Annotated in this window: 12 protein-coding genes; 10 read left to right on the top strand and 2 right to left on the bottom strand. The window is 61.1% G+C overall.

All coding sequences use genetic code 11. The features are described from left to right. Positions 1-353 (top strand): hypothetical protein (locus K8I61_16020; GenBank protein ID MBZ0273546.1); only part of this gene is annotated, 353 nt, incomplete at its 5' end. A 70-nt stretch (positions 354-423) separates the two neighbouring features. Here K8I61_16020 and K8I61_16025 read toward each other — a convergent pair. Beyond that, the gene (locus K8I61_16025; GenBank protein MBZ0273547.1) at positions 424-1146 is read right to left on the bottom strand and encodes a hypothetical protein; all 723 of its coding nucleotides are present in this window, start codon (positions 1144-1146) and stop codon (positions 424-426) included. A 184-nt stretch (positions 1147-1330) separates the two neighbouring features. On the opposite strand from K8I61_16025, the gene K8I61_16030 reads away from it, so the two are divergent. After that, complete coding sequence (locus K8I61_16030; protein ID MBZ0273548.1) at positions 1331-2191, top strand: hypothetical protein; 861 nt, start codon at positions 1331-1333, stop codon at positions 2189-2191. Here the strand turns inward: K8I61_16030 and K8I61_16035 are convergent. Continuing rightward, positions 2121-3269, bottom strand: coding sequence for a hypothetical protein (locus K8I61_16035; protein ID MBZ0273549.1), 1149 nt, complete (start codon positions 3267-3269; stop codon positions 2121-2123). The genes K8I61_16030 and K8I61_16035 overlap by 71 nt on opposite strands. Positions 3270-3380: 111 nt before the next feature. On the opposite strand from K8I61_16035, the gene K8I61_16040 reads away from it, so the two are divergent. The 8 genes from K8I61_16040 (at position 3381) to pcnB (ending at position 14411) form a co-directional block, all read left to right on the top strand. Beyond that, positions 3381-3698 carry a hypothetical protein gene (locus K8I61_16040; protein MBZ0273550.1) on the top strand — a complete coding sequence of 106 codons (318 nt, stop codon included), beginning with the start codon at positions 3381-3383 and terminating at the stop codon, positions 3696-3698. A gap of 89 nt (positions 3699-3787) precedes the next feature. Then, positions 3788-6169: a hypothetical protein gene (locus K8I61_16045; protein ID MBZ0273551.1), complete on the top strand. Its 2382-nt coding sequence runs from the start codon at positions 3788-3790 to the stop codon at positions 6167-6169. A 64-nt stretch (positions 6170-6233) separates the two neighbouring features. Further along, positions 6234-6626: a hypothetical protein gene (locus K8I61_16050; protein MBZ0273552.1), complete on the top strand. Its 393-nt coding sequence runs from the start codon at positions 6234-6236 to the stop codon at positions 6624-6626. Between the two features lie 233 nt (positions 6627-6859). Continuing rightward, complete coding sequence (locus tag K8I61_16055) at positions 6860-9883, top strand: carboxypeptidase-like regulatory domain-containing protein (protein ID MBZ0273553.1); 3024 nt, start codon at positions 6860-6862, stop codon at positions 9881-9883. Positions 9884-10027: 144 nt separating this feature from the next. After that, positions 10028-10882, top strand: a complete 855-nt coding sequence (locus K8I61_16060) for a formyl transferase (GenBank protein ID MBZ0273554.1) — start codon at positions 10028-10030, stop codon at positions 10880-10882. Positions 10883-10896: 14 nt separating this feature from the next. After that, positions 10897-11580 (top strand): hypothetical protein, encoded by a 684-nt coding sequence (locus K8I61_16065; protein MBZ0273555.1) that lies wholly within the window; start codon positions 10897-10899, stop codon positions 11578-11580. A gap of 1 nt (position 11581) precedes the next feature. Further along, positions 11582-12835, top strand: a complete 1254-nt coding sequence (locus tag K8I61_16070) for an IMP cyclohydrolase (protein MBZ0273556.1) — start codon at positions 11582-11584, stop codon at positions 12833-12835. 226 nt (positions 12836-13061) lie between these two features. Continuing rightward, entirely contained in the window at positions 13062-14411 is a 1350-nt protein-coding gene (gene pcnB / locus K8I61_16075; protein MBZ0273557.1) for a polynucleotide adenylyltransferase PcnB, read from the top strand. The last annotated feature ends 84 nt before the right edge of the window (positions 14412-14495 follow it).

Raw genomic sequence — 14495 nt, forward strand, 5'->3', positions numbered from 1 at the left:
GTTTCGACGTCTTCGAGCTGTTTTGCGCCTATCACCTCGGCATCACCGCCGAGGGCGGGTATCGCCAGCAGAATATCCATGACCTGGCGCGCCGCTTTCAGTGCTCCCCCGCCGAATTGAAGCAGGCGCTCATGGACAATCACATCGACGCGGACACCCTGCTCAACTCCGATTTCGACCTGGCCATGGCGCAGATCGACATTCAGGTGGCGCCGGAGGGCGTCGACAAGCGCGAGCTTGCGCGGCCGTGGTTTGAGGAATTCATGCAGAGCCACCCGAATGCCCGGGACTGGCAAAAGGAACTCGCGGAGGACGCCAAGGAAAACGCGCGCGTCTTCGGTGACGATTCGTAAGCCGCGGATTTCGCGTCCGGCACCGGCGCGCCCCCATCGATTTTCGCGAGGCGGGCCGGTGTGCGCGCGGCTATTCCTCGGATTCGCTTGACGCGGTTCCGGCGGCTTCGGCGCCCGACGATTCGTTGGCGCCTTCGCCCGCGCTTTCCTCGTCGCCGGCGTCATCCGCGGACGCGCTGACCGCGCGCGGTTCGGGAAGGTCGACCGGATTTTCCTTCAGCGTTGCGTTGAAGATCAGTTCCCAAAGGTTGTTCTCGCCGACGGGCGATTCCGCCAGCGCCACCTTGTGCGCCTGAACGAGAAGGTTTCCGGCGAGCACCGCGCGGTATTCGCGCTTGAAGCCGCGTTTTCTGGCCAGCAAAACCTTGAATCGGCGCGCGACCTCGTCGACGAATTCGTCGGTCAGGAAGTCGGGCAGGATCCCGGTGCGCGTGTCTTTCCAGAAGGGTTCGAAATCCTCGCCGTAAGCGGTGATGTCCTCCCGCGCTTCAAACAGGTCCTTCAGCGCCGCGTTGGCTTCCGGATCCTCCAAGTCGATCTTGTCGTAGATGGCCTTGGCGTCAAACCGCAGCGATTTCAGCGACTCCTCCTCGCCGAACATCTCCGCGAGCACGCGCACGTTCTTGATGAAGTTCTGCACGCTGCCGAATTCGCCCAGCATCTGGTGCTGAATCGTGTTCTCGGTCATCACACCCGAGGTGTGCGTCTTGTGGCGAACAATATCCTTCGAACGTTTTTTCATGAGGCGTTTTTGACGCGCCGATTCGGACTTCGCGGTCTTGCCCTTGCCCATACAGGTACTCCGGGGTGGCGGGATGAGGGGATTTGGTTAATACCAGCAGCCCATCCGCGGTGTCAAAGCCAATATAGCGCGGCCCGGCGGGGCTCGCCATTAAAAAGTTTCCTTGATTTTGCGAAAAAAAAACGTCACGAAGACGGTGATGGCGCGCAACAGGGGGCCGGCGCGCGGAGGATGCATGACAAAAACGCGAAACGAAATTTCCTTTGTCGTCCTTGTCGCGATCGCGATGTTTGCGGCGGTTTTCGCGACGGCGACGTGCGGCGACGACGATGACGACGACGCAACGGTCGGCGGCAAACCGCCGGGTTCGGGCAGCGGAAGCGGCGGCGGCGGCGACGACGATACGGCCGACGACGACACCGCGGATGACGATGACGACGACGGGATTTTCGTTGCGATCATCCACAATTTCGAGACGTCGACCGCCGAGACCTGGGGTTCGATCCTCGGCAGCTACGGGTTCAACTGGATCACCGTGAACGAACCGGACGCACCCGCGACCGATTTTGAAGGCGTGGATGTGATCCTCATCGATCCCGATACGGAGTGGTTCGTCGCCTCGGATTCGCAGGCGGTGGCGGATTCCTTTCTGCCGATCCTCGGCATCGGCCCGGGCGGTTACAAGTTTTTCGAAAACATCGGGCTGTCGGCGAACTGGTCGAACACGCATACCTTCACCTATTTCGGCCAGGTCGGCTTCGTGACCCAAAATACCGCGCATCAGGTGTTCCGCGATCCGTTTGAATTCGGCTATTCGGATGGCGATCACATGGACGTGGCGGTCGACAACGGCCGGACCGACCTTTACGCGATCGACCTTGCGCTGGCGGGCGGGCTTGTCGTTATCGGAACGCTCGACGGCGACGCGACCCGCGCCGCGGTGGCGATCGAATCGTCGCGCTACATGGCCTGGGGATTCGATATCAATCCGGACGACGTGTCCGTGAACGGCGGCCAGTTCCTGGTCAATTGCCTGGACTATCTGTCGGGGTTCGCGAAGGCGGCACGTGGGCCGCGCGAGCCGCGCGAGCCTTGATGAGCGCCTCCACGCGCGCTCGCTCCTCGGCCGGCGGGTCGCCCGACAGGTAGGTCTCCCCGTAAACGCGCATGAGATTCGCGTCGCCGCTCGCAAACGCCGCATCGACAAGCGGGTGCGTCATCTCGAGCCAGTCCGCGCCGGAGCGGCGGCGAAACGCAAGGAACGCTTCGCGCGACTGCGTGTCGCGGCCAAGACCGCGCAGCGCGAGCGCGTGCGAAAGCGAAAACAACGAAAAACCGAGAGCCTTGTCGGCCGCGTCCGCCGCCGCGAGCGCCTCGTCGTAGCGCCCGAGGGCGATCAGCAGGTTCACGCGGGCGATCTCGACGTGCGGCCTGGGGCCGTCCTTCGCGTAGGCGTCGAATGCGCGGATCGCTTCGCCGTCCTTGCCTTCAAGATACGCCGTGACCGCACGCGCGAAATTCACCGCGCGCCTTGTGCTCGTCTTTTCCGCTTCGTCGATGACGCGGCGCGCGGCGTCGATCTGCGCAGGGTCGTAAACGCCGCGCGGGCGAAGGAATTGAGCGGGAGCGGAAGGCTGCGCCAGCATCTGCGCGGCTTGCGCGCCGAAAACGTCCGCGGCGGCGACGAGCGTTCCCGCGATGTCGCGCGCGGCCAATTCGTCGAGCGCGAACGCGGCGGAGGCTTTTGCCCACGCCCCGGTCGCGTTTTTGATCTTGCCGGGCGAATCGAACGTGCGCCCGCCGGTCACCGTGGCGCCGATCCCGCCGTCGTGCAGATAGACGCTGTGCGTCACAAGGCCGTCCGCCTCGGAGTGGACGCTGTACACGATGCGGCCGGCCTCGTGGACCTCGAGCGCCTTGGCGATCGTCGCGGGATTGCCGCTGGCCAGCGAAAAGAGAACGACCTGCGCGAGCTCCTTCTGGCGCTCGCCGGCAAGGCGCGTCGCTTGCGCGCCCTCGCAAAGACCGGTCTCGATTTCGACGGCGCGATTTTCGGCGAGCACCGCGGGTTCGCCATCCACGACGACGCACAGGGTCGTCGCGGTGGCCGGCGCCGCGAAGGCGAAAGCCGCTGTGAGTGAGACGGCGAAAAATCCTGAAACGGCCGGACGCATCGCGCGTTTATCCGGCCAAATTGTCGATTGCGCAAGCCGCCGGGCGCGGCGCTTGAAACGTCGCGCCGATTCGCGCAAATTGCGTCGCGATTCGTTTCGAAAAGGATTCGTATGCGCCGGGTTTCGCTCCACGTTCTCGTCCTTGCCGCGGCGGCCATGCTCTTTTCGTTCGCGCTTTCGTGCGAGTCCGGTTCAAGCGGCGGCGGCTCGTCGGTCGCCGAAGACGATGACGACGACGACCCGTCCGACGAGGATCGCGCCGCGGTGTTTTGCGACATGATCGAGGCGTGCGGATTCGCCGACGACCTCGCGATCGACGAGTGCGTTTCGTATGCGGACGAGATGTCGGAGTGGCTATTGAACTGCGCCGTGCGTTCGAAGGGCTGCCGCGATCTGGCGGAGTGCTTCAACCTGCCGGAAGGCGTCTGAATTCGCGGCGGCGCGCCACATTCATATTTTTGTTGTAATCCTTACGAAGTTCGCGTAAAATTTGATAATTGAAATTCGGGGTGGCGGTCATGAGGGGATCGCTCACATCGTGGCGGATGTATCGCGCGCAAATATCCGCGGTACTTGGCCTTCTTCTCCTTTCCTTCCTTTTCGCCTTGCCCGGCTGCACGTGCGGCGGCGGCGATTCCGACTCCGGAAACACAACAATTGACGACGACGACACGGGTCCGCCCGACGACGACGCGGACGATGACGACTCGGCAATAGACGACGACGCGGGGGATGATGATTCGTCGGTTGACGATGATTCGGATGACGATCTCGACGACGATTCGGACGATGACGCGGACGACGACACGGAACCTCCATTTTGCGCCAAGGGCTTTCTGACACCGGAAGGCGCGTGCATCACGCAGATCGCAGGCGGCGCGCCGGGGCACAACGGCACGTCCATCGGCATCGCGCCGGACGGCACGACGTACGTCGCCGCCGCGAAGGGCCGCGAGATCATGGTGTACGCGAAGGCCCAGGGCGCGAACACCTGGGCGAGCCAGTTCGTGGACCACATGGGCGCCGCCCCGGAAATGGCGATCGATGAGGACGGGTACCTTCACCTCGTTTATACGGACCTCTGGAACTGGGCCGTCAAATACGCGACGAACGCATTCGGGAAATGGGAGATCGAGACGATCGGCGACGCGGGAATGCGTTGGCCGTTCGAGCTCCCCAATCCCGGCTCCGCCCAGGCGTTTATCGCGCTCGACGCCGACGGCGCCGTCCACGTCACGTATACGCGCCTGGGATATGGTTTCACGGGGTTTGATCTCTGGGTCGGCCGGGTCCGGTATGTCACGAACGCGAGCGGGCATTGGACGGATGAGCTTGCCTGGGGCCCGCCCACGGGCGACTTTTGCGGGACGAGCCTCGCGGTCGACGGCTCGGGCAACGTCTTTATCGGAATCGCCTACATCGCCGCCGGCGCCTCGTCCGGGTATTCCGCCATCATCGGCAATCGAACGGGAGCGTGGGTCCTCGAGAAATACATTCCGAGGGGTTTCCAGGTATTGCTGGCGACGGATCCGGGAGGGTTCGTTCACGCCGCCTGGTACGTTTCCTCTAGCTTCGTCGATGTGGACACGCGATACGCAACAAATCAGTCGGGTCTATGGGTCATCGATTCGAGCTTCAATTTACCGGGTTCGTACAGCTACGTCATGGACCTCGTCGTGGACGATCAAGGCGGCGTGCATATCGTAACGCTACGGTCGAGCGGGAAAGATATATATTATCACGACAATCTCGAAGGCTCGTGGCAGACAGGTATAATTCCTGCCGGTGTTAACGGCATCGATTACTTATCGTTAGCGGTGAGCGGAACGGATTTTCGCATCGCATACTTCGACGGCGATTATCCGATCTTAAAAATCTTAATCTCTGATGACGGCCAAAATATTATGGAACATGCCGACAGCGAAAGCCCCGCTGAATGGCCGCGGATCGCAATCGGCGCCGACGGTTCGGTGCATATTTTTTACGAACAGGATTCGGTCGTAAAGCATCTCGATGTGAACGCCGGCAGGTCGCCAATTTCGATGGGCAATATTCTGCTATCGCAAAGGCCAGCCGCGGTTCTATCTTCCGGAACATTGGTCCTGGTTGGCGAGGACCTCGACGACGGGGTAACGAAGCTTTACGAGTACCAAGCCGCCCAATGGACGGCGGGAGAACCGCTCATCGTCGAAGGCGAAACCATGACAGGCGACCCGATGCTGGATGTCGATGCGAACGATGCAATTCATCTGGCGTTTGCTGACGACGAGCAAGGGCTCGTTTACGTAACGAATAAAGGCGATCAATGGACAAAGGCCGTCCCGGGCCGTTTTGGTTTATTTTACCAATTGAAAATCGATGTTTTCGACAATATTCATTTCGCGTATGGTGGATCCGATTATGTGTTAAAATACACTCGTTACACGGGAAGCAAATGGGAAAACGAACAAATTATCGATACAGAAGTGAATATTGGCGGGACGGCTGGCGCCAAATATGAAATTGATCAGAGTGGTTTCGCACATGTAGTTTACAGTCGTATATGGGATTGGTATCCAATTTACGCGACGAATCAATCCGGTCAATGGGAGTTACAAGTAATAGATGCTCGTCTCGATAGCGGCACTAGGCCGTGTATCGCCCTTGATAGCGAATCGTCAAACAATAATTTGAACGCGTCGGTATATTATGTGCCGCACTGGGATCAGGATCTGATACTCGGCTTACAAAAGGCTGTGCCAATGGACGGCACATGGCAGATAGCCGATTTCGATTGGTCTATTTTAAGCCCCTATGGTTCGCGACTCGATTGCCGGCGGTCCACACTCGGCAATGACGTTCTGGCATATAATGCTTTCGCAACGATTTACCTGTCGCAAACTAGAAGGGAGGATATGTGACAGACGCATGTGTGAATCGATAGAGAATGAATCTTTTGGCGACATAAAAACAGGGGAGGAAATCATGAATTCTCTTGTAAAGTCCATTGCGCTTGCGGTAGTTATCATGATAGCATTTCCGGCGATATCTACAGCGACCGTTCCGCCGGCGAATTGGGATAACGCCGACGCGTTCGGCAATCTGACTGGGGGCGACTGGAGCATTAATTGGCAAGGCGGAGACACTTTTTATCCGGCTCTCGGACAACAAATCGATCTTTGCCTTGCGATCGTCCAGTTTACTGCTACCGTCGAAGAAAATGGGAGCCTCAACGACAGTGCGCTCATTTATGGCTACCTTGCGACGAAGAGGGAAGACAACGTGACGTGTTATAATCCATCCACAGAAAAAGGTTGGATTGATCACTATGCCGTGCAGACCGATCCAGATGATTACCTTAAACTCCCGGCCTCCTGATCCTCCACGGCAACATGACGAATCCATACGGTGCGTCTTTGGCTTCTTCCGCGCTGCACGCGTGGTCGATCGCGGAATCCGGTGGCGAGGACATCGTGGCGTTCGGCATTTCCGCGCCCGGGCAGGGGGTCGATTGTTACGACGCATCCGACAGTTTGAAGCGAGGGGCGGATGCGAAATGCCGTTGGGATCAAGACGAGGGTCACTGGATCGCGCCGAAACCGGAATGTTCAATGCTGGTCGGTGTCGGACCAATTCTCCCGGTGGACTGCGGTGACGCGCAAGGAAATCCCGCGAATCCGTCTCCGGATGACTATTCGTGCGAGGACCAGGAGCAAAATCCGATCTGCTTTGACCAGATCAGCGCCGGCGACAGCATGTGGGAATCGCCGACCGAATATACAGAGGGATTTCCGGACGACTTTGACGATTGCGTCGGCGGTACGGTCAATTACGAGCACAGCATGCTCTGGAACTTCACGAGCGTCGCCGCCCGCGCGGTCAACCTCTTCGACAAGGTCTTCGACGCGGGCTCGGATGCCGACCTGCACCTGACGAACGGGCAGCTTCAGACGATCGGCTACAGCGCGGGCGCGGTGACGGGATTGTTGCTCAACACCTTCGACAACCGTCCCTTGGCGACGATCGCCGTATCGGGCGGCGGCGCGTTGTGGGACGTGATCAACCAGGGCGGCGCGTGGTGGGGGCACGTTTTGCGCAGCGCAAGTTACGGCGCGACCTACACGCCGGACGACAGCCTGGATTGCGAAGACCTCGCGAGCAATCCGCAGTCTTTTTCGGCCGCCGACAATCGTGCGTGTTGTACCGGACTCTATCTCGATCCCACGCGGATTGCACAGAGTCCGGATCCGGGATTCACGCACCAGAACCCCGTGCTGCTCGTTTCAGGCGCTCTCGACGAGGCCTATCCGGTCGCCGGATATCGCAAAACCATCGAGACGATCGGCACGCAGGTCGATATCGAAAGGTTCCTGATTGGGGATCTGGATCACGGTTATTTTATAAAAGTTCCGCCGTGGCGCCTCCAAATACCTCCGGGCGGAATTCCCCAATGGAACATTGATCCGAACACCTTTGAGGTTTTCGGAAATTTCGATCCATTGAGTCTTCCGTTGTTTCAACTTCAATTCGCGGCGAATCGTTCGAGGAAAACGATCGCGGCGTTCTACCAAAGGAAGATCGCGAGCCAGGCGTATTTACCGTCGCCCGACCCCGCTTACAGCGACGTTGACGTGGAAACGACGCAAGCCGGCGAAACGCTGTACCACCTCCGATCCTGCTATCCGTCAAACCAGTCGCCGGCGCCCATCTCCGTCCGGTGGAACGTTTCCGTCGACGAATTCTGGCATGTCTTGCCGGCCTGCGGCGGAATTCACGACAATGGCCGGTACATCGTAACAGAGGACGGTACTTCGTCCGCGGGGGAATACGCCTACAACGAAGGATGCTACGAAAGTGACGCGTATATCGACAAGTGCGTCGATCCGTTGTGGCTGGATACTCGTGACGTTTTTCAGGGAGTGAACCAGGCAATCTCCGGGCAGCCGGCACCGCCGACGGGCTACACGTGCCGCGATTACACGATCGAATTCGATAACGGGACGACGGCGCCGACGCGCTTTTGGGCCTGGCCGGAATTCCGGTATTTCTTACCGCAATCGGGCGGTAAGTTTCAATATTTGGTCACGACTGGTGAATTGATCGAGGCGATGTCCGGCGAAGATCCGCCGCTGGATTCGTGCATCCGGCCCAAACCGCAAGACGAGAGCATGGACGAGCAAATCAACAACTTCTTCCTGGCCGGAAACTATTACGACGATCCGCCGGAAGAACCGGACGACTGGATTTCCGGGTACGTCGTGGAATTCATAACGGACGAGGCGATCGAAGGCGCCGTCGTGGAGGCGGTCAATAACGAAACCGGAGAGTCGTTTGCGACGCCCGTCACCGCGGAAACCGATGCGCAAGGCGATTTCTACCTGTCCGGAATCCCGGATGGTGTGGGAGTCGTCGGAATCAAAGTATCCTATTCCGGACATTTGGATACGTATATATTCCATCGGGAAACGGGAATGAGCGACTTCGCCTATATCTCCGCACCAGTGGATGTCATCGAGGGATTTGCGGATCAGGTCTCGGTCGATCCGGACCTCGTCTACAAGGGCGTCATTTTCGGATACACGATCGCCGTCGACGACACGAGCGACGAACCGATCGGATGCGCCGAGATACGCTTCGAAACGAGCCATCCGGACGTGTACTACGCGGGACTGGACGGTGAAACGCCGGCCCTGACGACGCTACGCGATCCCGGCGACGACGGGCCGCAGACCGGCGAAGGCACGCACCCGGATGTGTCGGGATTTTTCGTGTTCGACGTCGATCCGGGAATGTACCTGGCGTCCGCGTCGATTCCCGGGCACACGATTGACGTGCTCGTCCCCGCCGTTCCCGCCGGATCGTTGGTGGAGGTCGGGATCGAATATCGCGTCGATTCCGTCTCGACGTCCAACCACACGCCGGGCTGGTGCCCCCTCGACACGGACTTGTCGGGAACGATCGTCGATCTCTTCCCGAAAGGACTGCTGGAAGGCGTGACCGTGGAGGCGGTAAGCAACGTCGATGGAAGTTCCTTCGATCCGCAGGTTACCGCCGAGACAGACGCGAACGGGTATTTCGAACTCGAAAATATCCCTGAATCGGCGCGCGAGCGTGTCGCAATCCTGACATCGCTGACCGACTACCTCGACACCTACACGTACCACGTCTCGACGCGGGACGACGGTGGAGAGTTCTACCTCGTGGGCGAAGACGATATGAGCTTGCTGGCGGGCATCCGCGGCGTAACTCCGGACTACGAGAACAAAGGGTTCATGGTCGGTGCCGCGTACTATTTCGACGGGCTGGATTACGAACCCGTTGGATGTGCCGAAGCGATCTTTGACCCGTCGGTCTCGTCGATCCTCTATCTGTACGATGACGGGTACGGCCTCAGTACCGCTCGCGACATCACGTCGGGAGGTCCGTACAATGGCGAAGGCACATGGATCGAGACGCCGGTCTTTGTCGCCTTCAACATGACGCCGGGCGAGTATGACGTCGACGTCGCGGCTGACGGAGGGACGCTCGAGGCAAACTTCCCCGATATTCCTGCCGGCGCCGTCGCGTTGACGATCAAGTATTTCGAAGCCCCCGAATTCGAAGCGAATCCAACCGGGACGTGGTGTACGGAATAGCCGTCGGCCAATTTTCGCGCCCATCGCCGCTTCGGCGGCGATGGGCGTGAGTTTTTCGGTTCCCGGTTTTTAAGTCCGCTCGGGGCCTCGCGCGGCTTTACGGGGGCGGGGTCGCGTGCTAAGTTCCGCCCGCCTTTGACCCCCATGGAAAACGACTCCGCGCCCACCGGCATCACCCCGATTTACGCGCCGCAATCCGGTCGTCCGATGCGCGTCGCGGCGTTCATGTCCGGCACGGGCACGAACCTCATCAAGATCCTCGAATACCAGCAGCTTCTCGCGGCGCGCGAGGGCGAGGCGCCGTATGCGGTGACGCTCATCGTGACGGATCGCCGCGCCAGTCGCGCCGACGAAATCGGCAAGCGCTACGGCATCCCGGCCGTCATCAACGACATCGCCGAGTTCTATGCCGCGCGCGGCAAGACGGACCGCAAGGACCTGTCGCTGCGCCCGGATTTCGACCGCGCGACGCTCGCGGCGATATCGGATTTTCCGATCGACGTCGTCGCGCTGGCCGGCTACATGAGCATCGTGACCGCGCCGCTTTTGACGGACTTTCCCGGCCGCATGCTGAACGTGCATCCGGGGGACTTGCGCGTCCGCGACGCGGGACACCGGCGCTACACCGGCGCCAACGCCGTCGCCCGCGCCATCCGCGCGGGCGAGCGTTTTTTGCGGTCGTCGGTGCACCTGGTGCGCGAGCGCGTGGACTACGGCGAGCTGCTCATGCTCTCGCGGCCGATGCGCGTGGATCTGCCCGAGGGCGTGACGCCCCTGATACTCGCCCAGCCGGAAAAAAAGGAACTGCTGCGCGAGATCGCCGACGAGAATCAGGACATGTTGAAACGTGTGGGCGACTGGGTGATCTATCCGAAAACGCTCGAGCTCGTCGCCCGCGGGCGATTCGCGTTCGACCGAAACGGACAGCTTCTTTTCGACGGGCGGCCGATCCCCGAGGGCGTGGCCCTCGAGCAGGACGCCGACGCCGATCGCCTCTGATCCGGAGAATCGACATGCCCGGCAATATCGTTGACCGCATCGATGATCGTGTTCCGGTACGCACCGCGTTGATTTCCGTGTTTGACAAGACCGGCCTTGACGATCTGATCGCCGGGCTTGTCGCCGCGTGTCCGGACGTGCGCATTCTCTCGACCGGCGGCACGCATGCTTTCATCGCGAGGGCGCTTGGCGACGGCGCGGCGGCGCGGCTTTCGCAGGTCAGCGATTACACCGGCCAGCCCGAGACACAGGGGGGCCTCGTCAAGACGCTCGATTTCAGGATCTACCTCGGCTTGTTGACGGAGACCTACAACGATGCGCACCAGGCCGACATCGCGCGCACGGGCGCGTCGCCGATCGATCTCGCGGTGGTGAACCTCTATCCGTTCGGGGACGTGATCGCGCGCGACGGAACGACGGTGGAGGAGGCGCGCGCGAACATCGACATCGGCGGGCCGTGCATGATCCGCGCGTCGGCCAAGAATTACCTGCGCGTCGCGAGCGTCACCAGCGCGGCGGACTACGGCGGGCTGCTTTCGCACCTTGCCGAAAACGGCGGCGCGACGCGCGCGGCGTATCGATTCGAACTGGCGAAAAAGGCTTTTGCCTACACCGCCGCTTACGACACGCGCATCGCCTCGTATTTGTTCAAGCACGAGGGACCCGACGTCGCCGGCATCTACACGTTCGAGGATTAGCATGACCGATCTGAAAAAGGCGTACCGCGAGATCCTGGGCGATCACTTTCCCGACAAGCTGCGCGTCGTGTATGGCGAGGGCGCCGGCGAGCAAACGCTTTTTTACGAAAAGGCGGGCTGGGAGATCGACGGAGAAATGCGCGGGCTGCGCTATGGGGAAAACCCCGGGCAGGAAGCGGCGATGTATCGCCTCGTCAACGGGCAGCTCGCGCTTGGCGAGGTGACCTCCATCGCGCCCGGCCGGCACCTGGCCTCGGACGTCGAACTTCTGCAATCCGGAAAGCACCCCGGAAAGATCAATCTGACCGACGCGGACAACGCGCTCGCGATATTGCGCTGGTTCGCCGACAGGCCGGCGTGCGTGATTTTGAAACACAACAACCCGTGCGGCGCGGCGATCGGCACGTCGCTCGCCGACGCGTACGTGAAGGCCGACATGGCCGACCGCGTCGCGGCGTTCGGCGGATGCATCGGCCTGACGCGCCCGGTTGACAAGGAGACCGCGCAGGAGATCGCCAGGCGTTACGCGGAGGTGGTCGTCGCGCCGGAATACGAGGACGGCGCGTTCGAGATCCTCGCGGCGCGCAAGAATTTGCGCATCATGCGCATCGGGCGCATGGACCGGCTCGCGGAATTCGCGACGCAGCGGTTTGTCGATTTCAAGAGCCTCATCGACGGCGGGCTGATTTTGCAGTGGTCGCACGCGCCGGCGATCCGCACGACGGAACAGCTTCAGCCCGCGGCGACCGAGCACAAGGGCACGAAACACGCGATCAAGCGCGAGCCGACCACGAAGGAAAAGGACGACATGCTCTTCGGCTGGCTGCTCGAAACCGGCATCACGTCAAACTCGGTCGTGTACGTGAAGGATCTCGTGACCGTCGGAATCGGAACGGGCGAGCAGGACCGCGTGGGCGTCGCCGAGATCGCGCGCGACAAGGCGTATCGCAAACTCGCCGATCGCATCTGCTTTCAGCGCCTCGGTATGTCGTTTTACGAATTGCAGGCCAGGGATCCGGAGCGTGCGCGGCAGATTCAGTCCGACGCGGCGGAATTGCGCGGCGGGATCGACGGCGCGGCGATGATCTCCGACGGGTTTTTCCCGTTCCGCGACGGCGTCGACGTGGGCCTTTCCGAGGGCGTTCGCGCCGTGATCCAGCCCGGCGGATCGGTGAACGATTATCAGGTCATCGAGGCGTGCAACGAGGTCGGCGCGACGATGGTTTTCACCGGCGAGCGCCTGTTCAAGCACTAGGCGAAACGCGCCGCGGCCGCCCGGGAACCACGGCTCAGAGGTCAGGCCCAGCCCCAAAAGGCGGTCCTTGTCGGAAAAATCGGCGAAATGTGGCCGATTCGATTGAAAAATCATGTATTAACGTGTTATAAACTTGCGCGTTCGGCGGTTGGGATTTGACCGCCGGAAAGGCGGATTTTTGGAACTTGAACGCGCTTTAGAAAGTCAGGGCGAGGAGCCGCGGCCGGTGATCGTTCCGCGTGGCCGTCATTCGATTTCCCGGCGGGACATCGATGAGGACGCGCTGAAGGTCATGTACCGCCTTCGCAAGCACGGCTACCTCGCTTATCTCGTCGGCGGCGGCGTGCGCGACATCCTGCTTGAACGCCGGCCCAAGGACTTCGATATCGCCACGGACGCGCGGCCCGAGGAGGTGCGCGCGATCTTTCGCAACTCGCGGCTGATCGGCCGGCGTTTTCAGCTTGTCCACGTCTTTTTTTTCGGCGGCAAGATCATCGAGGTTTCGACGTTTCGCAGGTCCGTTCCCTTCGCGGACGACGAGGATCCGTGCCCCGAGAGCGAGCAGAAAAAACGCCAACTGCCCTCGACGGAAAATACATTCGGATCGGCGTATGAAGACGCGATGCGCCGCGACATCACGATCAACGCGCTTTTTTATAATATCGAAGATTTTTCCATTATCGATTACGTGGGCGGCATGGACGATCTGCGCGCGGGCGTCATCCGCGCGGTCGGCTGCCCGCACCGCAGCTTCGGCGAGGACCCCGTCCGGATGTTGCGCGTCATCCGCCATGCCGCGCGCACGGGTTTTGAGATCGACGCCAACACGCGCGACGCCATCGCGATGCATCGCGAAAAGATCTGCCGTTGCGCCGCCGCGCGCGTGCGCGAGGAATTTCTGCGTGAGTTGCGCGGGGGCGTGTCGCGCCGCAGCTTCGAACTGATGATGGAAACGGGCTTTCTCGCGCACCTGTTCCCGGCGTACGCGCCGATCCTCTCCGGACCCGACGGCGCCGAGACCACCGATTACCTGCTTTCCAATCTCCAGGGGATCGACCGGCTTGTAGCCGCGGGCGAAAACCTGCCCGACCCGATGCTCGTGTCCGCTTTGGTCGCGCCCTTTGTGGTGCACCATCACGTGATGGAACGCGCCGAGGGCGTCAAGCGCCTCGCGTCGTTCGTGCACGACGATGTGCGCGAGACGATCCGCCCGATCATCCGCGATTTCGGACTTTCCCGCGGCCATGCCGAGGCGATCTGCCAGAACATCACCGGCAAGATGCTGCTGACGCACTACGCCGACCTGGACAGGGAAATCCCGCGTTCGCTTTGGGCCAAGAGCTACTTTCTCGACGGTTTCACGCTTTATCGCATCGAAGCCGAAGGGCGTGACCAGCCGATCGGGCCGCGCGTCGCCCAGGCGGCGGCAAAGGCGGAAGAGCGCCTGCGTCAATCGCGTCTTGCCAACGGGCACGCAGACGACGATCCCGGCGAGCGGCCAAAACGATCCCGCTCGCGCGGCGGGCGCGGACGGCGCCGCCGCCGGCCGCCGGCCTCGACGGACGCGGCGTCCTGATTTTGCAGTCGGCAGGGTATCCGCGGGTGACGCCGATGACGCGGATTTTCTGAAGGTTTTTTCGATTGGGCGCGCGATCTTGTC

The organism is bacterium (genome assembly GCA_019912885.1).
In the GTDB taxonomy this organism is placed as follows: Bacteria; Lernaellota; Lernaellaia; order JACKCT01; family JACKCT01; genus JAIOHV01.